The following is a 23,728-nucleotide window of genomic DNA, read 5'->3' on the forward strand; positions in this document are numbered from 1 at the left end:
GGCTGCCGAAACCGCAGCCGGCGCGGCCTGATCATCCCCAGGCGAGGCAGCAGTGGCTTACTTGGCCACGGCGTCCTTGAGTGCCTTACCCGGCTTGAAGGCCACGGTCTTGCTGGCCGGAATGGTCAGGGGCTGACCGGTCTGTGGGTTCTTGCCGGTACGAGCGGCACGCTCGCGCACGGTGAACGAGCCGAAGCCGATCAAAGAGACGTCCTGGCCCTTGGACACGCTACCGGTAATCTCGTCGAGAATGACGTTGAGCACCTGGCTAGCCTTGTCCTTGGAAAGATCGGCACGCTCGGCAATCGCCGAGGCGAGTTCTGGTTTACGCATACAGCCCTCCTGGTTTATAGGTCACTAGCGGTGTTCGCCGCCGTTCTTGTTGTCACGACACGACGCCTTCGGCTGAAGGCGGTTTCCCTTGAACTATCGGCACCTGCGCCAGGATATTTAGCCCACGAGCCGCAGCGTGCCGGGCACCAACGCCCCTAGACTAGCAACGCCGGGGCCGCCCGCGCCAGTTCGACTTTCCGCCTGACACAGGCGCCTGTCAACGCAAAGCCAAGCAAGCTGCCGTCCTCGGATTCGGCCAGCGCCGTCAAGTCCCGGCCCTCCCCTTCGATGCGCCATCGTTCGGGAGAGGCTAGCGGGGGGTAGGCAACGACCGGACACAGGGGCGTCTTGACCACGACCGGCCAGGGCCCGTAGTGCACGGCGGTGGGCGTGCCTGACAGCGTGGCGGCCAAGGCTTTGGCACTGGCCTGCAACGGTTGCACGTACATGGCGTTGACGCCGGCCACGCACGCCACGTCGCCCAGGGCGTATATATCCGGCGCCGACGTGGCCAGGTAACGGTCGGTATGGATGCCTGCGGCGCTGGTCTCGATGCCTGCCTCCTGGGCGAGGCGAGTCCGTGGCACCAGCCCAGTGGCCACCAGCACCAGATCGGCTTCCACCGTGTAACCGCCGGAGAGTGCCAACCCCACATCGGCACCCGACGTCTCGAGGCGCTCGACGGAGCGTCCCGATAGCAGTTCAATGCCGCCTTCCTCGAGTGCCTCACCCAGTGCCCTGCCCAGCGGCTCGGGGAGCAGGCGCGCCAGCGGCGTGGCCTCAGGGGCGATCAGCGTCACGCGATGCCCGCCCGCCGAGAGGTCGTTGGCAAACTCGCAGCCCACCAGGCCGGCCCCCACGATGGCGACTCGTGCACGGTTCCCGGCCCGCTCAAGGGCGGAATGAAAGCGCCGATAGTCATCGAGGTCGTTGATGGTATGCACCCGGGGCATCAACTCGTCGGGAATCGTCAACGGATGACGTGGCGCAGCGCCAGTTGCCAGTACCAGCTGGCTATAGGGAAGCGTCTCTTCGCCCAGCCCGAGCGTATGCGCCTTGGGGTCCAGTCCAGTGACGGGCGTCTGGGTGCGCATCACGATACCCAATTGATCGGCCACCTCCAGCGCAGAGCGCTGGGCGAGCCGCTCGGGTGGCAGGCGCTTGGCAAAACCGGTCGACAGCAAGGGCTTGGCGTAGTCGTCACCGCTATCCGCCGTGATCAGGGTAATCGGCCGTTCGGCATCCATCGCCCGCAGTTGGCGGGCCAGTCCCAGACCGGCCATGCCGGTGCCGACTATGGTCAAGGGTTTGCTCATCGGATTTCCTGGCGAGGGGTCTCTCAAACCCCCCATGGTACACTACGCGCCCTCATCCCGACCGGAGACGAGCGTGCGTGACGACCCTAGGCCCGCGTCCTGCCGTTGGCCCTGCTGGCAGCCCATAGCGGCCAGTCGCCCCTTCATGAGCGCCGCCTGGTGGGCGTGGATCGCCAGTGACGATTCTCTCACGGCGCGCCTGGTCGAGGCTGCCCGCGACAGGCCCTTCAGCGTCCGGCTTATCGCCCAGGATGTGGGACGGCCGCGCCTGGATGAAGCCCGGGCACTCGCGATCCCCCCATCCCGTCATGTCTGGCGCCGCGAAGTAGCGTTGTGCGTCGACGATCGCCCCTGGGTCATGGCGCGCTCGGTTGCGCCACTTGAGGGGTTACGAGGACAGCGCCTGGGGCAGTTGGGCGAGCGTTCGCTGGGGAGTTGGTTATTCTCCCAGCCGGGGCTAGAGCGCAGCGCCATCGACGTGGCCTGCGGTGCATCACCCATGCCCGTCGCCGAGCCGCTGTGGACGCGTCGCTCCGTGTTTCGTCTTGCTCGGGTGCGGATCCTGGTCCAGGAGAGCTTCCTGTCGCGAATGGCGGATGATTTGGGACTGCCCTCGCGTTAGGATCTCGCGCTAGGATGGGGCATCGATCGTTGGAGGCTGGGATGGAGCACACAGTACATTCACGGGGCCTGGGCCGGTTACCCGATTTCTTGCACCTAATGCGCCTCGATCGCCCCATCGGGACCTGGCTGCTGATGTGGCCCACCCTGTGGGCTTTGTGGATCGCCGCCGAGGGGGTACCGCAACGCGACGTACTGCTGATCTTCGTGGCCGGCGTCTACCTGATGCGCGCCGCGGGCTGTGTGGTCAACGATTACGCCGATCGTCACTTCGACGGCCACGTCAAGCGCACCCAGTCACGCCCCCTGGCGACCGGTCGCATCAGCGAACGCGAGGCCAAGGGACTGTTCGTGATCCTCGTCGCGGCCGCGTTCGTGCTGGTGCTGTTCACCAATGCCTTTACCGTGATGCTCTCGGTGGGCGGGGTGATCCTGGCCTTCATCTATCCCTTCATGAAGCGCTACACCCACTGGCCGCAGGTTTTTCTGGGCGCGGCGTTCTCCTGGGCCATTCCCATGGCCTTCGGGGCGGTACGCCAGGAAGTGCCACTGGAGGCCTGGCTGCTGTTTGCAGCCAATGTGCTGTGGACGGTGGCCTACGATACCCAGTACGCCATGGTCGATCGCGACGACGACCTGAAGATCGGCATCAAGTCCACTGCCGTGCTGTTCGGGCGTGCCGACACCTTCATGATCGCCCTGCTTCAGTTTGCCACGCTGGCTCTGCTCGGCTGGGTCGGGCTGCTGCTGTCGCTGAGCGGCTTTTTCTGGGTGGGGCTTGCCGGCATGGCCGTCATCTTCGTCTACCAGCAATGGCTGATTCATGACCGCTCTCGTGAACGCTGCTTTCGGGCCTTCCTCAACAACCACTGGGCGGGTCTTACTCTGTTTGCCGGGCTGGCGCTCTCCCTGTGGCCCCATACGGGCGGTTGAGCGATACTCGACACACCGACCGGACCCTTGTCATGCCATTGTCACAATTGACTGATCCAATTGACATGATTCCGTCATTGTTCGCATGAGGCTCGCATGTCCAAGACCGTGTTGATCGTCGATGATGAACCTTCCATCCGGGAGATGATCGCCGTGGCATTGGAAATGGCCGATTATCGCGTATTGGAAGCCGACAATGCCCAGGCCGCCCATGCCTTGATCGTCGACCATCAGCCCGATCTGCTGCTGCTCGACTGGATGATGCCCGGCACCAGCGGTATCGAGCTGGCTCGACGGCTCAAGCGTGAGGAAGCCACCGCCGAGCTGCCAATCATCCTGCTCACAGCCAAGAGCGAGGAAGACAATAAGATCCAGGGGCTCGAGGCCGGGGCCGACGACTACATCACCAAGCCGTTCTCGCCGCGTGAGCTGGTGGCCCGTCTCAAGGCCGTGTTGCGTCGTACCACGCCCAAGGGCGTCGAGGAACCGGTCGAGGTCGCCGGCCTGTTGCTCGATCCCGCCAGCCACCGGGTCAGCGCCCATGGCACGTCGGTGGAGATCGGCCCCACCGAATATCGCCTGCTGCAATTCTTCATGACCCATCAGGAACGTGCCTATACCCGCAGCCAACTGCTCGATCAGGTATGGGGCGGCAATGTCTATGTCGAGGAGCGTACCGTGGACGTGCACATCCGCCGCCTGCGCAAGGCGCTGGGCGATACCCACCAGCACCTGATCCAGACGGTTCGCGGGACCGGGTACCGGTTCTCCGCCAAGGCCTGACGTGCGCCTCTGGAGCCGTGAGCTGTGGCGACTCGCCGGGCTGGCCCTGGCCGGCCTGGTGATCGGCTGGCTGGCCAGCGCTCCGGGCCTGGGGCTCTCGGCGGGGCTGGCCGTCAGCTTGGCCTATCATCTTCGTCAGCTTCGCGCCCTGCATCAGTGGCTGACACACCGCTCCCAGGCTGAACCGCCCGCAGCCAGCGGGCTGTGGGGCGAACTGTTCGATCGCCTTTACAAGTATCAGAAGGCGCAGCGCCTCACCCAGGAACGACTCCGCGCCACGCTCAAGCGAATCCAGGAATCTTCCGAGGCCATGAGCGACAGCGTGGTGATGCTCGACCGGCGCGGCGACCTGGAGTGGTGGAACAGCGCGGCCGAAGGCATGCTGGGCCTCAAGGCCGCTCACGACCGTGGCCAGCACATCACCAACCTGCTGCGCGACCCGCGCTTCATCGATTATTTCGAGGCCCGTGACTATCGCGAGCCCTTGACCCTGCCTGCGCCGATCGACGAACGCCGGGTCCTGCAGTTCCAGATTACCTTGTACGGCGATGACGAGCGGTTGTTGATGGCCCGCGACATCACGCGGCTGCATCGCCTGGAGCAGATGCGCCGGGATTTCGTCGCCAACGTCTCGCACGAGCTGCGCACGCCGTTGACCGTGCTGGCCGGCTATCTCGAGACCTACCTCGACCATGCCGACCAGATGCCGCCTCGCCTGGCGCGGGGGCTCGGCCAGATGCAGGAACAGACCACGCGCATGCAGAACCTGGTCAACGACCTGCTGCTATTGTCGCGACTCGAAATCGATCAACGCCTGGAAGAGAACACCCCGGTGGCCGTGGGCTCGATGCTCGAGACGATACGTCGCGATGCCGAATCGCTCTCGGGCGGTCGCCACGAGTTTGCCATCGAAATCGAGGAAGACCGCCAGTTACTGGGGAGCGAGCAGGAGCTGCGCAGCGCCATCTCCAACCTGGTCTTCAATGCGGTGCGCTATGCCGGAGACGAGAGCCGTATCGTGCTGCGCTGGCGCCCCTGGGGCAACACCGCTTGCCTGGAAATCGAGGACGACGGCCAAGGTATCGACCCCGTCCACATCCCGCGGCTTACCGAACGCTTCTATCGGGTCGACAAGGGCCGCAGCGCCGCCACCGGCGGCACCGGGCTGGGGCTGGCCATCGTCAAGCACGTGCTGCTGCGCCACGATGCCCGGCTTGAAGTGGAATCCCACCCCGGCGAAGGGGCGCTGTTCCGCTGCGTGTTCCCTGTCGAACGCGTGGCCGATGCGGCCCACGGCGACCAGGCTCAGCGCGCCTGAGCCTGGCAGTCGGCTCGACACTCGACGATTCCCAGCCGCTCGAGCACGAAACGACTGGCCGGCCACATCACGCTGCCGTGGTCTTCCCCTTCGAACAGGACGAAGTGGGTATCGACCCAAGGCAAGGCGTGGGGCAACGCATCGGCCATTGCGCGCGCATTGTCGATCATCGCATTCGCCTCACGCCGTCTGGCCCGTTCGCTGCCCTCCTCGCCAGGGCGTGCCGACTGCTCAAGCCCGCCCACTGCAATCACCACGCGCTTCACGGGTGGCCCCTCTTCCGTCGGGAAAGCCGATACGTTATCCAACACCTCGAACAGGTAACGTTGGTTCCACCAGATCGAGGGGCTGATGGCCAGGTAGTCCGAAAAGGCCTCAGGGTGACGCAACAGGGTGTCGAGTACGAACAAGCCGCCATAGGAATGGCCAAGCAGCGCCTGGCGCTGCCGGTCGAGAGGGTACCGCTCGGCCATGGCGGGCTTGAGCGTCTCCTCGATGAAGGTCAGAAAGCGCTCGCCACCGCCCTGGGGCCGCCCACCGGGATCCCCCGTCTCGCTCAGCGCCGGGGCCGGTGGTGTCAGGTCCTCGGCCCGGGCATCGATATCCAGATCGTCGACGCCCGGATAGCCGATACCCACGATGACCCAAGGTACGCCTTCACGCGCCATACCCTGTCTTACCAGAGTCTGGCGCGCTGCCGCCAATAGCGGAAAGCGGATGTTGCCATCCAGCACATAAAGTACCGGATACCCGTTGGCGGGAGGCGCTGCCTTTGGCAGCGAGACTTGGATCAGGTACTCGCGCCCCGTCTGCGGACTCGCTAGCCTCAGGTCGGATTCGTCGGCATTCGTTGCCAGTAGCGCGTCACTGCACAACGCACCCGATAGGAGGCAGAGCGCGGCGATCCATCGGCGGTGGGGCATCGGTCATCCTCGTATCAGAAGGTGTAACGGAGCTCCGCCACCACGCTGCGCGGCTCGCCATAGAAATTGAAGGTGGCAGGACTCCCCACCCGTGAGTAATACGTCTTGTCGAGCACGTTATTGACGTTGAGCGTGGCGCTCAACGCTTGGCTGAAGTCGTACCCGATCAGGGCATCGACCACGCCATAGCCCGGTGCATCGATGCGTGCCCCTCGACTTTCATAGTGGAAGTCGCTCATGGCATTGATTCCGGCACCTACGCGCCAGCCGCTGAGCATGCCCGACGCCTCATAGGTGTTCCATAGCGTCACGTGGTGGCGCGGCATGATGGCAAACACCGCCTCCTCGTCGCCGGCTAACGTTTCGGTATCGAGATAGCTGTAACCGGCCAGCCATTCCCAGCCCGGCAGCACCTCCCCACTGAGTTCAAGCTCCACGCCGCGAATACGCGTCTCGCCTAGGGCGGCCATGTAGCCAGAAATAGGCGTGCCGTTGGCATTGAAGGGGGTGGTGGCCCGGTTCTCGTCAGTCAGCTGGAAGAGACTGAAGCGGGTATTGAGCGATCCGCCATGGTAGCTCCCCTTGATGCCGGCTTCGTACTGCTGGCCCTGCCTAGGATCGAGCAGCTGATCATCGCTGCCCAGGTCGGATTGCGGCTTGAAGACTTCGGAATAACTGGCATAGAGCGAATGGGCCTCGTCGAGGTCCCATACCACCCCCGCATAGGGGGTCACTTCAGCGTTGAGGGACTGAGTGTCATGCGTCGATGCACCGGTGGGCAGGTCGGTGGTTTCGTTATCGACATCGTACCAACTGACACGGGCCCCACCGATCAGCGCCAGTGACGCCACCGGGCGCATGGTCAGCTTGGCATACAGGCCGGCCTCTTTCTCGGTCTGGCTAGTGGCCGTGGTGTAGCCCAGATCGGGGCGATCGAACGCGCCGGGATCGTGGGAAAAGACCTTCGTCGTACCGAGCCCGCGAGTCGCCCAGGCACGATAGTCGGTCTCGTAGCGCTTGAAATCGCTGCCCAGTACAAACTCACTGACGGTGCCGAAGGCGGCGAACGGCTGGCTGTAGCTGGCATCCAGCGACACCACGTCCTGGCTGAAGGTTCGGCCGATGGCTGCCATTTTCGCATTGCCGTCGCTATCCACCCCGCTGGCGGTATAGGCATAGGCGAGGTCGGCGTTACGCCAGGAACCACGCGCGGCCACGCGCCCATGAGCGCCGTTGGCGAAGCGATGCGTCAGCTCGACGAAAGCGTCGTCCATCTCGCCCTCGAACGTGTTCCAGTCGGCGCCGAGAAAGGTCGAGCGTGGTACATCGAGCAAATCCCCATTCGCCCACGCCGCGAGCCCGTTGCCGGGGACGATATCCTTGCGCTGGTGCCACCAGCCGACGCCCAGCGTGGTTGCATTGCTGAGATCGAAATCCAGCGCGCCATAGAGGCTCTCGTTACGGTTCCCCTTGACGTCGACGAAGCTGTCGCGATCGGCCACGGCCGCATCGAGACGACCCCGCAGCCGGCCCTCGGCATCCAGCGGCCCACCGATATCCGCTTCAAGGTAGTGCTGGTCCCATCTGCCGTAACGTCCGGTCAAGGTGCCGCTGAACGTGTCCGTGGGTCGCTTGCGCACCATATTGATGATGCCGCCCAGTTCGCTGGTGCTGTTGAATAGCCCCGACGGGCCGCGCATGATCTCGACCCGGTCCAGTGCCGCCATGGCGGGCAGCGTGCCCCAGATGCTCGACATCGGCGCCGGCAAACCATCGATGTTGTATTCGTTGTACTCGTAGCCACGAGAAAAGATCGAAGACCGCCCATCGTCGTTGGTCAGCGTTCGTAACCCCGGCGTGTACTTGGCCGCCTGGTCCAGGGTGGTGAACTGTCGGTCGCTCAGGTAGTCACGGGTCAGCACGGTCACCGATTGCGGAATGTCACGCAGCGAGGCAGGAGTTTTGGTTCCCACCGTGGCGGCGTCCACGCCGTAGCCTCCTGAAATCTCCGAGGGCAACATGTCATAGAGCCGGTTGCCCTCGACGGTCAGCGTATCGAGGCGTGAGCCATCGTCCTCGTTGAGAGATCCCTGAGTGAGTGCTTCCTGGGCCAGGGCGAAAGGCGCCAGCATCGTGGCGGTCATGCCCAGCACGCCTCCCAAGGCAGCTATGGCCCGACGTGTCAGTCGTGTACCTGCGTTCATGTTCCGTTCCCGATCCGTTGTCACTAATTCAGTGTTAATGAGAATGCATTGCATTTATACTTAGCGCTACGCATTATCTCTACTGAACAACGAATCCGCCTTTTCAATCTGCGCACAGTGACTTTGCAAAGACGGCAAGTTTCGGACCCTATGATCGACGCTCAGCGACTCCACGCCCTGTCTCCCCGCCTCTCCTCACGCTACAGCGTGAGTGCGCCGCGCTGGGATAGTCGGGCGCCTCTTCTGGAGGGGCGTATGGAGCTCTGCCAGATCCAGCCCGGCATGTTTCTACGTCTGGCCGACGTCATGGATCGCTACGACTTGCACAGCGAGGCCCTGCTGCACCCTGGGCTCAAGGTGGCCTGGGTGCTCGAGGGGCAGGCGGAGGTGAGCTTTGCAGGACGTGGTCTGCAGTTGGGCCCCGAGGCAGGGCCTCAGGCGCCCCGCGCGGTCGTGGTCGCGCTCGATAACGCGGAAGCCTTTTGCCGCCAGGGCCGGGCGGGACGCAAGGAACGCAAGGAACGCACACTGACCATGACGCTCAGTCAGGAATGGTTACAACGCTATCCCTACGCAACGCACCAGGCGCATCTACAGATCTGTCCCTGGCGTCCTTCGCCGGCATTGGCGCTGTTGGCCCGCCAGCTCATCCTCGGTCAAGGCTTGGCATGGGACAGCCTGCCACAGCGACTCATGGGGGAATCCCTGGCTTACGCCATGCTCGGCGAGGCACTGGCCAGCCGAGACGCGTCAGCCGCCGATGACCTGACGACGAGGCCGTTGACGCTAAGCGAGGATCGTCGCATGCAGCGACTCAAGGAATCGATCGACAATGGCGAGGCGGATCAGGTCACCCAATCGGAGCTGGCTACGCGCCTGGGCATGAGCCTGAGCACCTTGCAGCGCCAGTTCCGACGCCACTGCGACGAGAGCCTCGCGGCCTATCTGCGGCATCGGCGTCTGGTCAGGGCGTATCAGGCACTCGAGCACGAGCGAATCGACCTCGACAGCGCAGCGGGCTTGGCCGGCTATACCAGCACGGCCAACTTCGCCACTGCGTTCAAGCGCCAGTTCGGCATACGCCCCAGTGAACTACGCCGTCAGTGTGACAATGCGCGGGACGCACTGCCCGGCGACCGATAGTGGCGATCCCACATCAGTACCGCGCCAGCCACCGCGCCGGGCAGCAGAAAGACGTTGGCCAGGGGAATCCAGGTGATCAGCATCACCCAGCCGCCATAGGTCAGGGTCGGCCAGGTACGCGCCCCGAGGCGACGTCGCATGTCGGCGAAGCTGACCCGGTTGTTGTCCATGGGGTAGTCGAGGTAGGTGATGGCCATCATCCAGGCCGAGAACAGCGCCCATAATAACGGCGAGAGCACATTGACCGCCGGAATCCAGCTGATCACGAAAAGCACCAGCATGCGGGGCAGGATATAGGCGAGCTTGACCAGTTCACGCCCCACGGCATCGATGCCGGTGCGTACCATGCCGCGATCGTCCGACGGGGGGCGGCCGGTGACCTGGGTCTCGACCCGCGCCGCCAAGAAGCCATAGAAGGGCGCAGCGATGAGGTGCGTCACCAGGGTGAACGTGAAGAAGATGAGCACCAGCAGGGCAATGACGAACAGCGGCCAGATCAGCCACTCCAGCCATGCCAGCCAGCCCGGCACCATGGCCATCCAACCGTCGAGCCAGCCGCCGAAATGCCCCAGCACGTAATAGAGCATGACGGCATAGACTAACAGGTTGACCAGAACCGGCAGGAAGACATAACGCCTCATGCCTGACGAATAGACCAGGCGGGTACCGCGCGAGAGCGCAGTCAGGGCATTCAACATCGTAGGGAACTCCGTCTCGAACCATCGGCCGTCGCAAGGCGCAACGGCCGATAGTATCGCATTCCCCGGCCGGTCAGGCTCAACCCTTGCTCTTGAGTGCCGCTTCGTCGAGATCCTCGGGCGAGGTATGTCGGATGTCGAGTCCCTTGACCAGATAGATGACGTATTCCGCGAGGTTGTCGGCATGATCGCCGATCCGCTCCAGCGCCCGCAGGATCCACATCACGCTGAGAATCGAGGTGATCGAGCGCGGGTCTTCCATCATGAAGGTCATCAACGAGCGCATGGCGCTGGTGTATTCGCTGTCCACGGCGTCGTCCTCGTGGACGACGGCCAGGGCCAGGTCGATATCGAAACGCGCAAAGGCGGTCAGGGCATCGCGCAGCATCTTGCGTACATGCTCGCTGATATGACGCACCTCGACGAAGCCCTTGTTGCCGTTGCCGGCCTCGATCAGCGTCAGCGCGTTGCGGGCGATCTTGCTCGCTTCGTCGCCGATCCGCTCCAGATCCGACGTGGCGCGAATGACCGCCAGCACCAGGCGCAGGTCGGAGGCGGCCGGCTGGCGTCGGGCCAGCACGCGCGTGCACTCCTCGTCGATCTTTATCTGCAGATTGTTGACCGCCTTGTCGTTGTCGCGCACCTGCTCGGCCAGTCGGCTGTCGCCATCGAGCAGTGCAGCCACCGCTTCCTGGATCTGACGCTCGACCAGGCCGCCCATGGCCATCAAGTGAGTCTTGAGCTCTTCGAGCTCATGGTTGAACTGCTTGGAAATATGCTGGCTATGGGTATCGCTGGTGATGTCCATCGAGGCTCTCCTGAAAGCCTGCCGGAAAATCAGGTCATCCGGCCGGTGATGTAGTTTTCTGTCTGCGCCAAGCGCGGATTGGTGAAAAGCTGGTCGGTGGGCGCGTACTCCACCAGTTCGCCGCCGTGCAGGTAGGCGGTGTAATCGGAGACCCGCGCAGCCTGCTGCATGTTGTGGGTGACCAGCACCAGGGTCAGCCGCGACTTGAGATTGCGGATCAGCTCCTCGATCTTGAGTGTCGAGATCGGGTCGAGGGCCGATGCCGGCTCATCGAGCAGCAGAACCTCGGGCTGGACCGCCAGCGTTCGCGCAATCACCAGCCGCTGCTGTTGCCCACCCGAGAGCGACCAGGCGGAATCGTGTAGCCGATCCTTGACCTCGTCCCAGAGCGCCGCCGAACTCAGCGCCCACTCGATGACCTCATCGCGCTGTCGGCGCTTGAGCCCGCCCTGCAGTCGAAGACCGAACGCCACATTTTCGTAGATCGACATCGGAAAGGGATTGGGCGCCTGGAACACCATACCCACCCGACGCCTGAGTTCCGCGACTTCGATTCCCGGTGCATGGATTTCCTCGCCTTCGAGAACGATTGTTCCCTGACGATGCACGGTCTCGTTGAGGTCATGCAGGCGATTAAGGGCCCTGAGCAGGGTCGACTTGCCACACCCTGAAGGACCGATGAAGGCGGTCACTCGTTGACGCGGGATACGTAACGTCAACCCCTTGAGCGCCGTCGCCTCGCCATAGGATAACGTCAGCCCCTCGATCTCCAACGCGCTGGAGGCGGCGGGAATGTCGGTGATTGCGCTCTCCTTCGCCGGCGCCTCGGGCGCCCGTCGAGTCTCGGGGTCGAATACAGGCAACAGGCTCTCCTAGCGCGGCAACGCGCCATGGCGCGACTTGACATGATGCCGCAGAAATATTGCAGTCAGGTTAAGCACCACGATGACCAATACCAATAACAGGGCCGTGGCATAGAGCAGCGGCATGGCCGCCTCGACATCGCCACTGTAAAAGCCCACATCGAGTATATGATAGCCAAGGTGCATGAACTTCCGTTCAAGATGCAGGAAGGGAAACGTGTCGTCTACCGGGACCTGCGGCGCCAGCTTGGCCACACCCACCAGCAACAGGGGCGCGACTTCTCCCGCCGCCCGGGCAATCGCCAGGATCACCCCGGTCAGCATCGCCGGGACCGCCATGGGCAGCACCACCCGCCGCAGCATCTCGATACGGGTCGCCCCCAACGCCAGCGCACCCTCACGCTGGGCATCGGGGATCCGCGCCAGGCCCTCCTCCGTCGCCACGATAACCACGGGCAGGGTCAGCAGGGCCAGCGTCAGCGAGGCCCAGAGCAGGCCACCGGTGCCGAAGGTCGGCGAGGGCAGACGGTCGCTGTAGAACAGCGTGTCCAAGGTACCTCCCAACCCGTAGACGAACACACCAAGCCCGAACACGCCGTAGACGATCGACGGCACCCCCGCGAGATTGCGCACCGCGATGCGCACCAGACGGGTGGCCCGCCCCTGATCGGCGATTTCATTGAGATAGATCGCCGCCAGCACGCCAAAGGGTGTCACCACCACCGACATCAGCAGCACCATCAGTATCGTGCCGAAGATAGCGGGCCAGACACCACCCTCGGTATTGGCCGACCGGGGCCCCTGGCTCAGGAAATGCCATACGCCTCGCCCCCAGGCCAGGATCTTGTCGACCCACGACATGGCGTTGGGCCGGTAATGCTCGATTATCCCCGTCCTGGGGAGGTCCGTACGCTGCCCCCGCTGGGTGTGGATAACCAGGCGTTGTTCGTTGCTTGCCGTCTCGTCGATATAACCGATCAGCGTGCCCCAGCGACCGTGCTCGATCACGCTGAGCTGCTCTGGCCGGTCACGCCGGGCGATATCCTCAAGAGCAACCCAGCGCCAAGTTGCCCCATCGAGGGCCCGGTTGGCGGTGTAGTAAAGCCGCTCTTCGGATGTTGCCTGGCCTGGCGCAGACGCCTCCTCGCGTACCGCCACACCGGCGAAGACCTGCCCGTCATGGAGCGTCACTCGCTCGATATCGGCGGGCCAGAAATGACCCAGTCCCCGGGTGCCCAGCAGCAGCAGCAGGGCCAGCACCATGAGCAGGGACACCGACACGCATCCTGCTGCCAGCCAGGGCCAGGGACCTTCCCCGGGGGTACGTCGGCGAAGCCTCATCAACGCCCCTCCAGACGACGATAGCGACGATCGAGCCGGGTCCGGACCCACTCGGCCAGGGTATTGGCGATAAACGTGAAGGCGAACAGCACCAGGGCACTGAACATGAGCAGGCGATAATGGGTACCGCCGACTGCCGCCTCGGGCAGCTCAATGGCGATATTCGACGCCAGCGAACGCAGGCCGTCCAACGGGCTGGCGGAGAGGATGGCCGTGTTGCCGGTGGCCATCAACACGATCATGGTCTCGCCTACGGCGCGTCCGGCGCCGATCATCACCGCCGAGAAAATCCCGGGGCTCGCTGCGGGCAGCACGACCCGCCACAACGTCTGCCAACGGGTCGCACCCAATGCCTGGGCACCTTCGCCCAGGCTGGCCGGCACCCCCGACAGGGCATCCTCGGCCAACGCATAGATGGTGGGGATCACGGCAAAGCCCATTGCCACGCCAATGATGAGCGCATTGCGACTGGCATAGTCGAGCCCCATTTCACGCTCCAGCCATGAGGGTAGGTCACCCTCGAAGGCCAGCCGCTCGATACCCGGCGAAACCGTCATCGCCAGCACCACCAGCAAGGCCAGCCACGGCATCAGCCATACCCCGGCCCAGCCCAGCGGCAGCGCGTGTCGCAGCCGCGGTGTCAGGCGTGACCACAGCCATCCTCCCGCCAGCATGCCCAGTGGCAGGATCACCAGTAACGACAGGGCCCCGGCCAGGTGACGATCGACATAGGGGGCGAGCACCAGGCCGGCGATGAAACCGATCACCACTCCAGGCATCGCTTCCATCATTTCCAGGGTCGGCTTCAACCGATGACGCAGACGATGCGACATGAAGCACGCCGAATGGATGGCGGCCCCGAGACCCAGCGGAATCGCGAACAGCAGGGCGTAGGTGGCCGCCTTGAGCGTCCCCCAGGCCAGCGGGGTCATGCCGAAACGCGGCTCGTCACTTGCCTGGGAGACACTGGCCTGCCAGCGATGTTGCGGCTCGGCATGGCCCTCATAGTGCTGCGCCAGCCACACGCTGCCCAGACTGACCTCGGCATGCTCGGCATCGATCGTCAGGCGCTGTATGCCGGAATCGTCGCCCCACCAGAGTTGCCCTTGCTCATCGATGCCGAGCGGTTCGCCCTGCGGCGCCGTTCCCGACCACACATGGCCGGTAATGGCTTGATAGAGCGCCAGGCGATCGTCGGCGTCCCAGGCCAGGAAGAGCCGTTGCTCGGGAAGCGGAAGGATTCTCTGGATAGCGGCGCGATGCGGGGTACGATACGGGCCGGTCGCTTGTGGCACCGGGCTGTCAGGCCCGCTGACCCAACGCTGCAGCCCCCCCTGGTCATCGCCAACGATCAGCGCACGCCCCCCTGCCAGTACCGCCAAGGCGGTAATCCGCCGGTCCGCATCGACCGCCGTGACCCGCTCCACCCGATTCGATGCCTCTTCCCCCAGGCGTACTACCTCGAGATGACGACCTTCAGCCCGCCATAGGAGTCCTTCGCCCCGGGCAGTCAGTCCTTGCGGCTCACCGGATCCTGTCGTGGGAAGAGCGTCGGAGGTGATGTGCCAGGACCGTACCAGCGAGCCGGGCGCCTGGCTCGTTTCGCGTGTCTCGACATCCGGTGAGGTGAACAGCGGCATGACTTCGACCGCCAGGAAGACCCCGATGGCCATGACCGCCACGATCACACCGATCCCACAGGCACTGATGAGCCAGGTGGCGAGTCGATCCCGCACGGACCGTGAGCGCGTACGGCGTGCGGGCGTGATATGCGGCGGGTCGATCATGGGTTCGCTATCGCAAGGCGTTGACGATGACCCTATCGACGACAGGATCCCAACACAACATTAAGGCAACCATATGACAGCCTCATGACAGTGATTCACGGCGATGCCAGTCCAGGCAGCCCCAGGCGGTCGCGACTGGCTTCCAGCATGGGCTCGGGAAGGGGCACGAAGCCTGCCTCGCGCACCGTGGCCTGCCCCTCGGACGACAGTACCAGGTCGAGGAAGGCCGACTCGGGCTGGGGCAGCGGCTCATCAGGCGGACGGTTGACGTAGAGATAGAGCGTGCGCGCCAGGGGATAGCTGCCGTCCAATACTCGCTCGCTCTCGGGAAGCACGGCCTGCCCCTCGTCGCTGCGCAGGGCCACGGCACGTACCGAGGGCATCAGGTAGCTCATGCCGGCGTAGCCGATACCATCGCGACTACGGGCCACCGCCGCCACCACGGCCGCCGAGCCGGGGTATTCGTTGACGTCCCGCCGGAAGTCTCCGCCGCAGAGGGCCATGCGTTTGAAGATGCCATAGGTGCCGGAGGCCGAATTACGGCTGTGCAGAACGATCCGGCCCCCGTCCTGACCCAGCGCACGCCAATTGTCGATGGGTGCTTCGGCACCACAGCGCCGCGTATCCGAGAATAGGGCGTCGACTTCCGCAAGGCTCAGGGCCTCGATGGGGTTATGCCGATGCACGAAGACCGCCAGGGCATCCATGGCTACCGGAATGCGCAACGGCGCATAGCCCTGACGATCGATGAATGCCTGATGCTCACCTTCGGACATCGGACGCGACATGGGCCCCAGCCGGGTCGTTCCCGCGGTCAGGGCCGGAGGCGCCGTGGACGAGCCACTGGCTTGTATCTGCAGCCGCACCCCGGGGTTTTGTGCCTCGAGCTGCTCGCCCCAGCGCAGCATCAGACCGGCCAAGGTCTCCGAACCGATCGAACCCAGGCTTCCCGACACCGGGGGCGATGCATGGGCGACAATTGACGCGAAACCGACCAGGCAAAACACCATCCAGGCCAACGCCCGGCGAACCCGTGGTTGCTCCTCGGACATGTCGATTCCTTTGCCTCAGTGATAGGATCTAGGAAAAACGTGCAGGACGTTTATCACAATAACTCGCGAGCCAGCATTCTTCATGACCGATCTCGATGACGTTCCCACCCCTCAGGGCAGCCTGACACTGAAACTCCTCGCGGCCAGACAGCACACCAATCTCTATGGCGACATCCCCGGTGGATGGCTGGTCGCGCACATGGATCAAGCCGCGGAACTGACCGCCGGCCGTCAGGCCGCCGGACGAACTGCAACCGTCGCCATCGAGAGTATGGATTTCCTTAGCCCGGTACGGGTCGGCTCAGTGGTCAATATCTTCACCAAGATAAGGGAAATCGGCCGCAGTTCGATCAAGGTCGATGTCGAGGTTTGGATTCGTCCCCCGCACGAGCGGGATCCCGACGAACTCTACAAGGTCACCGAGGCGTGTTTCGTGATGGTCGCCCTGGATGATAACGGCCGCATTCGCGCCGCAACCGACGAGGCTCGGTGAACGAAACACCAGGGGCGCCTCGAAGGCGCCCCTGGCAATGCGTACCGTCAGACTCGAGCGTGCCGACCGATCAGGAAAGTACCGAATCGCGGTTCTTGAGGTAGGCGAATTCACCGACATCGGTGAACGGGCGCACGGTCTGCTGGAAGGCGCGATAGGACTCGTAGATCTTGCGCGAGTCCTCGTCGTTCTCGATCTGGCGTTGCAGTACCTTCTGTGACGACTCATAAAGCGCCTGCATGACATCGTCAGGGAAGCTCTTGAGCTGTACGCCATGCTCATCGACCAGGGTCCTGAGTGCCTTGGCATTCTGCAGGGTGAACTCGTCGATCATCGCCAGGTTGGCACTACGTGCGGCTTCCTGAACCACGATCTTGAGATCGTCGGGCAGTTCGTTCCAGGCGTCCAGGTTGACCGTACCTTCGAGGATGGCGCTGGGCTCGTTCCATGCCGAAGTATAGTAATAATCGGCAACCTGGTGCAGACCGAAAGCCAGGTCATTGTAGGGGCCGACCCAGTCGGCGGCATCGATCACGCCAGTCTGCATCGAGGTGAAGATTTCGGAACCCGGCATGTTGACCGTCGTCACCCCGATGCCGTTCATGGCTTCGCCGGCCAGGCCCGGCAGGCGCAGTTTCAGCCCCTGCATATCCTCGAGCGACTTGATCTCCTTCTTGAACCAGCCAGCCATCTGGGTGCCGGTATTGCCGACCGGGAAGGGCTTGAGGTTGTGCTTGGCGTAGAGCTCGTCCCACAATTCCTGCCCACCCCCGTTATACAGCCAGGAATTGGTCTCGTGAGTGGTCATGCCAAACGGTACGGCGGTGAAGAACTGGGCCGCCGCCGTCTTGCCACGCCAGTAGTAGGACGCGGAGTGACCCATCTGGGCCGTACCGGCGCCCACGGCGTCGAAGACTTCCATTGGGGGAACCATCTCGCCGGCGCCATGCACCCGGACGCGCATGCGGCCACCGGAGAGGGCTTCGATACGCTTGGCGAAGTCGCTGGCGCCGGTGCCCAGGCCAGGGAAGTTCTGCGGCCAGGAAGTCACCATGTGCCAGGTGATGGTCTCCTGGGCGCTGGCGGTGGAAATGAAGGGAGCGGCGACGGCGCCGGCCGCGCCGGCTCCCATCGCGGTCAAAAAGTGTCTGCGTTGCATGCGGGCGAGAGCTCCAGCTGTTATTTTGTCCCGGGTGGGAAAACGTGTCCAAAGGCAAGAAGCCGAGACGTGGCCCAGGCCATCGGTCGATGAGGCCGCGCCACGGGGCGTCTCAGGGGATAAAGTATGCGCGAAGCATCAAGCGTCAGGCAAGGCACACGTCCCGATCGGCTTCTTAGGGAGGATTGATCCGGTTACTGTGCCGTACCAGCCAGTAGCAGATGCCCAGGGCCAGCACGGCGGCCCCCAACGCCAGTAACTTGCCAGGATCCACGTCGTCGATCTCGATGACCATGAACTTGCGGACCAGGGCCATGATGGCGATCAGCACCACAATCTCGACATGCGCGAAACCCCCGCTCTTGCCCATGGTGCGCACGATCGAATTGTTGAACTCCATGGCGATCAGCACGGTGAGAATCATGTCGAAGACGACCTGGAAGACCCGGTAGTCGAAAGGGTCGCGGGTCTGCACGAACAATAATTCGACGACATGCAAAATCAGATAGTAGAGCGCCACCAGTACCACACCGCTGATGGCCGCGGTCAGCACCAGCGACACGAGACGCTCGAAGCGCTGATACCCCGTCGATGACGACCAGGTCCGGCGAAGATCGGACAAGAACCATTTCACTCTGAAGTCCCCGCGTTGCGTAAATGCCTCTCAGCATGGCCAATTTACGCCCACGGGTCGAGCCGGGCTGGCACCGGTTGCGCTAGAGCGGGGTCAGCTTGGCGAATCCCAGCACCAGCCACTTGTCGCCTTCGCCTTCGAAGCTGACCTGCACGCGTGCCCGTTCGCCCTCACCCTCGGCATTGAGGATGACCCCTTCACCGAACAGGGGGTGGCTGACGCGCTGACCCAACGACAATGACGGCAGCGTGCCGCCGCCCTCCACCGAGGTCTGTCGGGAAAGGCCGCCCCCCGGCCGCGTGGCCGTCACCGGCCGCGAGATCTGGCCGCGCAGGCGTACCTCTTCCAGGAGCTCCTGGGGAAGTTCACGCAAAAACCGTGAGGGGCGCTGGAACGTCTCCTTGCCATGCATGCGGCGCAGTTCGGCATAGGTGAGATAAAGCTTGCGCATGGCGCGGGTAAGACCGACGTAACACAGGCGGCGCTCCTCCTCGAGGCGCCCTGGCTCCTCAAGTGACATCTTGTGGGGAAACAACCCCTCCTCCACCCCGGCGATGAATACGATAGGGAATTCCAGCCCCTTGGCCGAATGCAGCGTCATCAACTGCACGCTGTCCTCGAATTCGTCGGCTTCGTGGTCGCCTGCATTTAGTGCCGCTTCCGACAGAAACGGCTCGAGGGCTGCCGCACCTTCACCGACGACGGGCGAGTCCATCGCATCGCTCATGGTGAAGGCTCGCGCGGCATTGACCAGTTCCTCGAGGTTCTCGACCCGCGCCTGGCCCTTCTCGCCTTTCTCGCTGCGGTGGTGCTCGATCAGGCCGGTGGTCTCGTTCACGTGAACGATGATCTCGTGCAATGCCATGCCGGCGGTATCGTTGTCGAGCTGCTCGATCAGATCGGCGAACGCGCGCACCGCGCTGCAGGCTCGGCCCTTGAGGGTGGCATCCGAGGCGCAATCGTGGAGGGCCTGCCACAGCGAGACGCCGGCTTGGCGGGCACGATCGCGCAGGATCTCCACCGTCCGAGTGCCGATGCCACGCGCCGGGACATTGAGTACCCGTTCGAGCGAGGCATCATCCTCGCGATTGAGCAGCAAACGCAGGTAGGCCAGGCTGTTCTTGATCTCCAGCCGTTCATAGAAGCGCTGGCCGCCGTAGATGCGGTACGGCATCCCCTGACGGATCAGCGTTTCCTCGAGCACCCGTGACTGGGCATTCGAACGGTAAAGAATGGCGATCTCGCGTCGTGCACTGCCTTCGTTGACCTTCTCCTTGATGGTATCGACGATGAAGCGCGCTTCGTCGAGGTCATTGAAGCCCGAATAGACAGAGATCGGTTCGCCCCGCTCGCCTTCGGTCCACAACTCCTTGCCCATGCGTCCGCTATTGTGATCGATGAGCGCATTGGCCGCGTCGAGGATGGCGCTGGTAGAGCGATAGTTCTGCTCCAGGCGGACGGTGTGCGTATTCGGCAGCTCCTGTTCGAAACGACGGATGTTCTCGACGCGGGCGCCACGCCAGCCGTAGATGGACTGATCGTCATCCCCGACCACCGTCATGCCCGCTTGCTCGCCGGCCAGCAGCTTGAGCCAGGCATACTGCAGGGTATTGGTGTCCTGGAACTCATCGACCAGCACATGGGCGAAGCGCTCGCGATAGTGCGCCAGCAGGGCCGGGGTGTCGCGCAGCAATTCAAGGCTTCTCAGCAGCAGCTCACCGAAATCGACCAGGCCGCCACGTTCGCAGGTCAATTGATAGCGTTCGTAGAGCTCGACCATCTGGCTCATGTAGGCATCGCCATGGGTCTGCACCTGGTGCGGACGCAGGCCCTCCTCCTTGCAGCCGGAGATGAAGAACTGTACCTGACGCGGCGGGAAGCGCTCATCGTCGATCCGGTGATCCTTCAGTAGCCGCTTGATCAGGCGCAACTGATCGTCGGAATCGATGATCTGGAAGTGCTGGGGGAGTCGCGCATCGTGCCAGTGGGTGCGCAACAGCCTGTGAGCGATGGAGTGGAACGTACCCACCCACATGTTGCGAAGCGACAGGCCCAGCAAGGCCTCGAGACGCGTACGCATCTCGCGGGCCGCCTTGTTGGTGAAAGTCACGGCCAGGATAGCGTAGGGCGATAGCCCCTCGGTCTGCAGCAGCCAGGCAATACGATGCACCAGTACGCGGGTCTTGCCGGAGCCGGCCCCGGCAAGCACCAGCATGTTGCCCTGAGGCGCACTGACAGCTTCGCGCTGGGCCGGGTTGAGAGTGTCGAGAATCGACGTGACGTCGTCCATACAGGAAGGTACTAGCCGCTCGGAAATGAGCGTCAAGTCTAGCATATCGGGGCCTGCCCAAGCCCGTTAGCAATCTTCAGGGGGAAGCACCGCAACGACGCCGTGCTTTCTTCCCTGATCGCTCATGCACGCAATGTTAGCGTGCGCCGGGCCGGGCTAACTCACTCGGGCTCGGCGTAGCGCAGGGGGATCAGGCTCTTCTTCACCTGCTTGAGCTGCTCCGCGAGCTTCGGCCCGCGCGTCTTGGCGACGCCCACCGCCAGCACGTCGATCAATACCAGATGCGCCACACGCGAGCTCATCGGTGTATAGATCTCGGTATCTTCGAGCACATCGATATACAGCGGCAGCGTCACCTCGTCGGCGAGCGGCGTACCGCTGGGACACAAGCCTATGACCGTGGCGCCGGACTCGCGGGCCAGTTTCACGCTGGCTACCAGGGCTCGAGTACGCCCCGTCTGGGAAATCGCCACCACCACGTCGCCTTCCTTCAGGGTCACCGCAGACATGTTCTGCATGTGCGGGTCGGCATAGGCGGACGTGGATATCTGCAGGCGAAAGAACTTGTGCTGGGCATCGAACGCCACCGCGCCGGATGCACCGAATCCATAGAACTCGACCCGATTGGCCATGGCCAGGGCATTGATCGCCCGGCTCAAGGCATCGTTGTCGAGGCGATCGCGCACCGATAGTAGTGTGCCGATCGTGGAGTCGAAGATGCTCTGGGAGAACTCCGCCACGCTATCGCTATCGTTCATCGAAAACTGGGCGAACTGGCTCCCGGTGGCCAGCATCTGCGCCAGGCGCAGCTTGAAGTCCTGGAAGCCGTTACATCCCAGGGCACGACAGAAGCGGACCACGGTGGGTTCGCTGACCTTGGCCTCGGTGGCCAGATCGACGATCCGCATATGAATGACATCTTCGGGATTACGCAGTACGAAGCGCGCCACTTTCTGCTCGGAGCGACGAAAGTGCTCCATGCGGCCTCGCATTTCATCAAACAGGGCACGGCTCACGATTCGCTCCTTGCTGGCATAGTGCATTGTTATGGTCTGGCATCGAACTCCCCTGCCCTCGTCCCGCGACTGCCAGTATGCCCCACCTCGATGGGTATCGGCATGCTTGGGTGAGTTAAACGTTTACGACCCATGCCGTCATAATTTTGTCAAGTTGTATATAGTAAAAATGAACGCGGCGCCGCAGATGAACTGCACTCACCGTTACACAGGAGAGTCAATCATGCGTAATGTCGATCAGGTATCTTCGATCAAGAGCGAGCTACTCGAACTCTTCATGAACCTTCAGGAGAACGAGCATCAGCAGCGTAAGCGTAGCGCAGCCGTGCGCTATCTCCGTGCTCGCCGGGGTATCGAACTCCATAATGAATTCAAGCGGCTGGAGCATCAACTCGCTACGCTGGAGGACGAACGCTTCAGCTAGCGACACCGGGACGCCTCGCGATCTGACTCGCGGATCGACAGTGCCGAGCCCCGGGATTCGGGACTCGGCAACGTTCCGATCTAGATCAGGCCCCCGACGAATACGCAGATCACGCCTATCGGTGCGATATAGCGTGACGTGATGTGCCACAGAGTGCCACCCGTCGAGCCCAGCCCCAGTTCACGCTGAACGCTGGCGCGATCGAGACACCAGGCGACGAACACGATCGCCCCCAGCCCCGTCAACGGCAACAGTATCTTGCTGGTGAAGTTGTCCAGCAGATCGAAGGTATTGAAGCCGAAGGCCACCGGGCCATCCCAGACGTTGAAGGACAACAGCGCGGCGATACCCAACAGCCACACCAGGATCGCCGAGATCAGCGTGGCCGGGACCCGGGTCAACGATGTGCGCTCTTCGAGAAACTCGACCACCGGCTCGAGCAACGAGATAGCGGACGTCAACGCCGCGAAGGTCAGCAGAAGGAAGAACATCAGCCCCAGGATCGTGCCGCCGGTCATGCTACCGAATGCCAATGGCAGCGTGACGAAGATCAGACCAGGCCCTTCGCCAGGGCTCAAGCCGTTGGCGAACACGATGGGGAAGATTGCCATGCCGGCCAGCAGGGCGACGACGGTATCCAGAATGATGACCGTGCGCGCGGTCCCGATCAGGTCGACTTCCTGGCCCAGATAGGAGCCATAGGCCATCATGATGCCCATGCCCAGCGACAGGGTGAAGAAGGCCTGCCCCATCGCAGCCAGCACCACGCCGCCACTCAGGGCGCTCCAGTCAGGGTTGAACATGAAGCTCATGGCTTCCCCGAAGTGCCCCGTCGTCATGCCGTAGCCAACCAGGACCAGCATCAGGATCAACAGCGCCGGCATCATGGTACGTACGGCGGCTTCCAACCCCTTGGTCACCCCCCGGGCGACGATGACAATCACCAGCAGCATGAAGATCGAATGCCAGAGCAGAAGGGTGCCGGGACTACTCAACATGCCAGTGAACAGTGCGCTGATGCCGTCGGCATCCTGCCCGCTGAAAGCGCCGGTCACCGAGCCCAATGTATACGAAAGCGACCACCCGCCGATGACGCTATAGAACGACAGGATCAGGAATGCGGCCAGGACCCCGCTGATTCCGATTGCCGCCCATGCCTTGCTCTTGCCATGCTGAGTGGCCAGTTCGGCCATGGTGTTGATGGGGTTCTTCTGGCCACGCCGGCCGATCAACCACTCCGAGACCAGGATCGGCAAGCCCACCAGCGCAACGCACGCCAGGTAGACGAGCACGAACGCGGCGCCCCCGCTGTCGCCGACCATGTAGGAGAATCGCCAGATATTGCCCAGGCCGACTGCGGAACCTGCAGCCGCCAGGATGAAGGTCATCTTGGATGACCATTGTGCGTGAGAGAGTTTCGCCATGATTCACCTGATTGTGAGTGTTACATCACTCCTCCGAGCGATGCGTTATGCGAATCGATAAGACCGGTAAGACGCCAAGATCGTCTTGGTGGAAACGGGCACGTTAGCCAACGTTGCCAGCAATTTCGCGCGATCATCAGACTATGGACGGTAAAACTATCCGAT

General features: G+C 63.1%; 22 protein-coding genes. 7 read left to right on the forward strand and 15 right to left on the reverse strand.

The window, feature by feature from the left end; translation table 11 throughout:
* Positions 1-57 precede the first annotated feature (57 nt).
* On the reverse strand, positions 58-333 hold the full coding sequence (locus tag JH15_RS13405; protein ID WP_043531173.1) for an HU family DNA-binding protein: 276 nt from the start codon (positions 331-333) through the stop codon (positions 58-60).
* Between the two features lie 155 nt (positions 334-488).
* Positions 489-1,649 (reverse strand): NAD(P)/FAD-dependent oxidoreductase, encoded by a 1,161-nt coding sequence (locus JH15_RS13410; RefSeq protein ID WP_043531175.1) that lies wholly within the window; start codon positions 1,647-1,649, stop codon positions 489-491.
* Positions 1,650-1,722: 73 nt separating this feature from the next.
* Between JH15_RS13410 and JH15_RS13415 the strand changes: the two genes are divergently transcribed.
* From JH15_RS13415 to phoR, 4 genes are all read left to right on the forward strand, one after another.
* Positions 1,723-2,271, forward strand: a complete 549-nt coding sequence (locus JH15_RS13415) for a chorismate--pyruvate lyase family protein (protein WP_043531177.1) — start codon at positions 1,723-1,725, stop codon at positions 2,269-2,271.
* A gap of 41 nt (positions 2,272-2,312) precedes the next feature.
* A complete protein-coding gene (gene ubiA, locus JH15_RS13420) occupies positions 2,313-3,203 on the forward strand; it encodes a 4-hydroxybenzoate octaprenyltransferase (protein WP_043531178.1) in 891 nt (296 codons plus the stop codon).
* Positions 3,204-3,299: 96 nt separating this feature from the next.
* The gene (phoB, locus tag JH15_RS13425; protein WP_043531180.1) at positions 3,300-3,986 is read left to right on the forward strand and encodes a phosphate regulon transcriptional regulator PhoB; all 687 of its coding nucleotides are present in this window, start codon (positions 3,300-3,302) and stop codon (positions 3,984-3,986) included.
* Position 3,987: 1 nt separating this feature from the next.
* Complete coding sequence (phoR, locus tag JH15_RS13430) at positions 3,988-5,304, forward strand: phosphate regulon sensor histidine kinase PhoR (RefSeq protein WP_043531182.1); 1,317 nt, start codon at positions 3,988-3,990, stop codon at positions 5,302-5,304.
* Here the strand turns inward: phoR and JH15_RS13435 are convergent.
* Positions 5,292-6,227 (reverse strand): alpha/beta hydrolase, encoded by a 936-nt coding sequence (locus JH15_RS13435; RefSeq protein ID WP_052384120.1) that lies wholly within the window; start codon positions 6,225-6,227, stop codon positions 5,292-5,294. The two genes, phoR and JH15_RS13435, sit on opposite strands and share 13 nt — an antisense overlap.
* 14 nt (positions 6,228-6,241) lie before the next feature.
* Positions 6,242-8,431 carry a TonB-dependent siderophore receptor gene (locus tag JH15_RS13440; RefSeq protein WP_043531184.1) on the reverse strand — a complete coding sequence of 730 codons (2,190 nt, stop codon included), beginning with the start codon at positions 8,429-8,431 and terminating at the stop codon, positions 6,242-6,244.
* A gap of 150 nt (positions 8,432-8,581) precedes the next feature.
* Between JH15_RS13440 and JH15_RS13445 the strand changes: the two genes are divergently transcribed.
* Positions 8,582-9,574 carry a helix-turn-helix domain-containing protein gene (locus tag JH15_RS13445; protein ID WP_081949033.1) on the forward strand — a complete coding sequence of 331 codons (993 nt, stop codon included), beginning with the start codon at positions 8,582-8,584 and terminating at the stop codon, positions 9,572-9,574.
* Here JH15_RS13445 and cysZ read toward each other — a convergent pair.
* The 6 genes from cysZ to JH15_RS13475 all read right to left on the reverse strand — a co-directional run bounded on the left by cysZ (position 9,532) and on the right by JH15_RS13475 (position 16,123).
* Positions 9,532-10,272 (reverse strand): sulfate transporter CysZ, encoded by a 741-nt coding sequence (gene cysZ, locus JH15_RS13450; protein WP_043531190.1) that lies wholly within the window; start codon positions 10,270-10,272, stop codon positions 9,532-9,534. The two genes, JH15_RS13445 and cysZ, sit on opposite strands and share 43 nt — an antisense overlap.
* A 79-nt stretch (positions 10,273-10,351) precedes the next feature.
* Positions 10,352-11,080, reverse strand: coding sequence for a phosphate signaling complex protein PhoU (phoU, locus tag JH15_RS13455; protein ID WP_043531192.1), 729 nt, complete (start codon positions 11,078-11,080; stop codon positions 10,352-10,354).
* Between the two features lie 29 nt (positions 11,081-11,109).
* Entirely contained in the window at positions 11,110-11,853 is a 744-nt protein-coding gene (pstB, locus tag JH15_RS13460; protein ID WP_231566451.1) for a phosphate ABC transporter ATP-binding protein PstB, read from the reverse strand.
* A gap of 99 nt (positions 11,854-11,952) precedes the next feature.
* Positions 11,953-13,284: a phosphate ABC transporter permease PstA gene (gene pstA, locus JH15_RS13465; protein ID WP_043531194.1), complete on the reverse strand. Its 1,332-nt coding sequence runs from the start codon at positions 13,282-13,284 to the stop codon at positions 11,953-11,955.
* Positions 13,284-15,071, reverse strand: a complete 1,788-nt coding sequence (locus tag JH15_RS13470) for an ABC transporter permease subunit (protein WP_043531196.1) — start codon at positions 15,069-15,071, stop codon at positions 13,284-13,286. Before JH15_RS13470 ends, pstA begins: the two co-directional genes overlap by 1 nt.
* A 95-nt stretch (positions 15,072-15,166) precedes the next feature.
* The gene (locus tag JH15_RS13475) at positions 15,167-16,123 is read right to left on the reverse strand and encodes a PstS family phosphate ABC transporter substrate-binding protein (protein ID WP_043531198.1); all 957 of its coding nucleotides are present in this window, start codon (positions 16,121-16,123) and stop codon (positions 15,167-15,169) included.
* A gap of 82 nt (positions 16,124-16,205) precedes the next feature.
* Here JH15_RS13475 and JH15_RS13480 point away from each other — a divergent pair, with 82 nt between their 5' ends.
* Entirely contained in the window at positions 16,206-16,616 is a 411-nt protein-coding gene (locus tag JH15_RS13480; RefSeq protein WP_043531200.1) for an acyl-CoA thioesterase, read from the forward strand.
* A gap of 70 nt (positions 16,617-16,686) precedes the next feature.
* Here JH15_RS13480 and JH15_RS13485 read toward each other — a convergent pair whose 3' ends face one another.
* The 4 genes from JH15_RS13485 to hexR all read right to left on the reverse strand — a co-directional run bounded on the left by JH15_RS13485 (position 16,687) and on the right by hexR (position 21,715).
* Positions 16,687-17,775 (reverse strand): TRAP transporter substrate-binding protein, encoded by a 1,089-nt coding sequence (locus JH15_RS13485; protein WP_043531202.1) that lies wholly within the window; start codon positions 17,773-17,775, stop codon positions 16,687-16,689.
* 175 nt (positions 17,776-17,950) lie between these two features.
* Positions 17,951-18,397, reverse strand: a complete 447-nt coding sequence (locus JH15_RS13490; protein WP_043531697.1) for a phosphate-starvation-inducible PsiE family protein — start codon at positions 18,395-18,397, stop codon at positions 17,951-17,953.
* Between the two features lie 94 nt (positions 18,398-18,491).
* A complete protein-coding gene (gene uvrD, locus JH15_RS13495) occupies positions 18,492-20,699 on the reverse strand; it encodes a DNA helicase II (protein ID WP_043531204.1) in 2,208 nt (735 codons plus the stop codon).
* A 161-nt stretch (positions 20,700-20,860) separates the two neighbouring features.
* On the reverse strand, positions 20,861-21,715 hold the full coding sequence (hexR, locus tag JH15_RS13500; protein ID WP_043531699.1) for a transcriptional regulator HexR: 855 nt from the start codon (positions 21,713-21,715) through the stop codon (positions 20,861-20,863).
* Between the two features lie 223 nt (positions 21,716-21,938).
* On the opposite strand from hexR, the gene JH15_RS13505 reads away from it, so the two are divergent.
* Entirely contained in the window at positions 21,939-22,139 is a 201-nt protein-coding gene (locus JH15_RS13505) for a PA3496 family putative envelope integrity protein (protein ID WP_043531206.1), read from the forward strand.
* A gap of 80 nt (positions 22,140-22,219) precedes the next feature.
* Here JH15_RS13505 and JH15_RS13510 read toward each other — a convergent pair whose 3' ends face one another.
* Positions 22,220-23,563 (reverse strand): sodium-dependent transporter, encoded by a 1,344-nt coding sequence (locus JH15_RS13510; RefSeq protein ID WP_043531208.1) that lies wholly within the window; start codon positions 23,561-23,563, stop codon positions 22,220-22,222.
* Positions 23,564-23,728 lie beyond the last annotated feature (165 nt).

The organism is Litchfieldella xinjiangensis, assembly GCF_000759345.1.
GTDB classification, from domain to species: Bacteria; Pseudomonadota; Gammaproteobacteria; order Pseudomonadales; family Halomonadaceae; genus Litchfieldella_A; species Litchfieldella_A xinjiangensis.

What these genes read in the sequence shown, in the direction of transcription:
- uvrD (WP_043531204.1), bottom strand. Translation starts at nt 20,699, where the DNA reads ATGGACGACGTCACGTCGATTCTCGACACTCTCAACCCGGCCCAGCGC.
- ubiA (WP_043531178.1), top strand. Translation starts at nt 2,313, where the DNA reads ATGGAGCACACAGTACATTCACGGGGCCTGGGCCGGTTACCCGATTTC.
- JH15_RS13405 (WP_043531173.1), bottom strand. Translation starts at nt 333, where the DNA reads ATGCGTAAACCAGAACTCGCCTCGGCGATTGCCGAGCGTGCCGATCTT.
- phoB (WP_043531180.1), top strand. Translation starts at nt 3,300, where the DNA reads ATGTCCAAGACCGTGTTGATCGTCGATGATGAACCTTCCATCCGGGAG.
- JH15_RS13505 (WP_043531206.1), top strand. Translation starts at nt 21,939, where the DNA reads ATGCGTAATGTCGATCAGGTATCTTCGATCAAGAGCGAGCTACTCGAA.
- JH15_RS13485 (WP_043531202.1), bottom strand. Translation starts at nt 17,775, where the DNA reads ATGCAACGCAGACACTTTTTGACCGCGATGGGAGCCGGCGCGGCCGGC.
- JH15_RS13475 (WP_043531198.1), bottom strand. Translation starts at nt 16,123, where the DNA reads ATGTCCGAGGAGCAACCACGGGTTCGCCGGGCGTTGGCCTGGATGGTG.
- JH15_RS13440 (WP_043531184.1), bottom strand. Translation starts at nt 8,431, where the DNA reads ATGAACGCAGGTACACGACTGACACGTCGGGCCATAGCTGCCTTGGGA.
- JH15_RS13435 (WP_052384120.1), bottom strand. Translation starts at nt 6,227, where the DNA reads ATGCCCCACCGCCGATGGATCGCCGCGCTCTGCCTCCTATCGGGTGCG.
- JH15_RS13410 (WP_043531175.1), bottom strand. Translation starts at nt 1,649, where the DNA reads ATGAGCAAACCCTTGACCATAGTCGGCACCGGCATGGCCGGTCTGGGA.
- JH15_RS13510 (WP_043531208.1), bottom strand. Translation starts at nt 23,563, where the DNA reads ATGGCGAAACTCTCTCACGCACAATGGTCATCCAAGATGACCTTCATC.
- JH15_RS13445 (WP_081949033.1), top strand. Translation starts at nt 8,582, where the DNA reads ATGATCGACGCTCAGCGACTCCACGCCCTGTCTCCCCGCCTCTCCTCA.
- phoU (WP_043531192.1), bottom strand. Translation starts at nt 11,080, where the DNA reads ATGGACATCACCAGCGATACCCATAGCCAGCATATTTCCAAGCAGTTC.
- pstA (WP_043531194.1), bottom strand. Translation starts at nt 13,284, where the DNA reads ATGAGGCTTCGCCGACGTACCCCCGGGGAAGGTCCCTGGCCCTGGCTG.
- JH15_RS13480 (WP_043531200.1), top strand. Translation starts at nt 16,206, where the DNA reads ATGACCGATCTCGATGACGTTCCCACCCCTCAGGGCAGCCTGACACTG.
- cysZ (WP_043531190.1), bottom strand. Translation starts at nt 10,272, where the DNA reads ATGTTGAATGCCCTGACTGCGCTCTCGCGCGGTACCCGCCTGGTCTAT.
- JH15_RS13470 (WP_043531196.1), bottom strand. Translation starts at nt 15,071, where the DNA reads ATGATCGACCCGCCGCATATCACGCCCGCACGCCGTACGCGCTCACGG.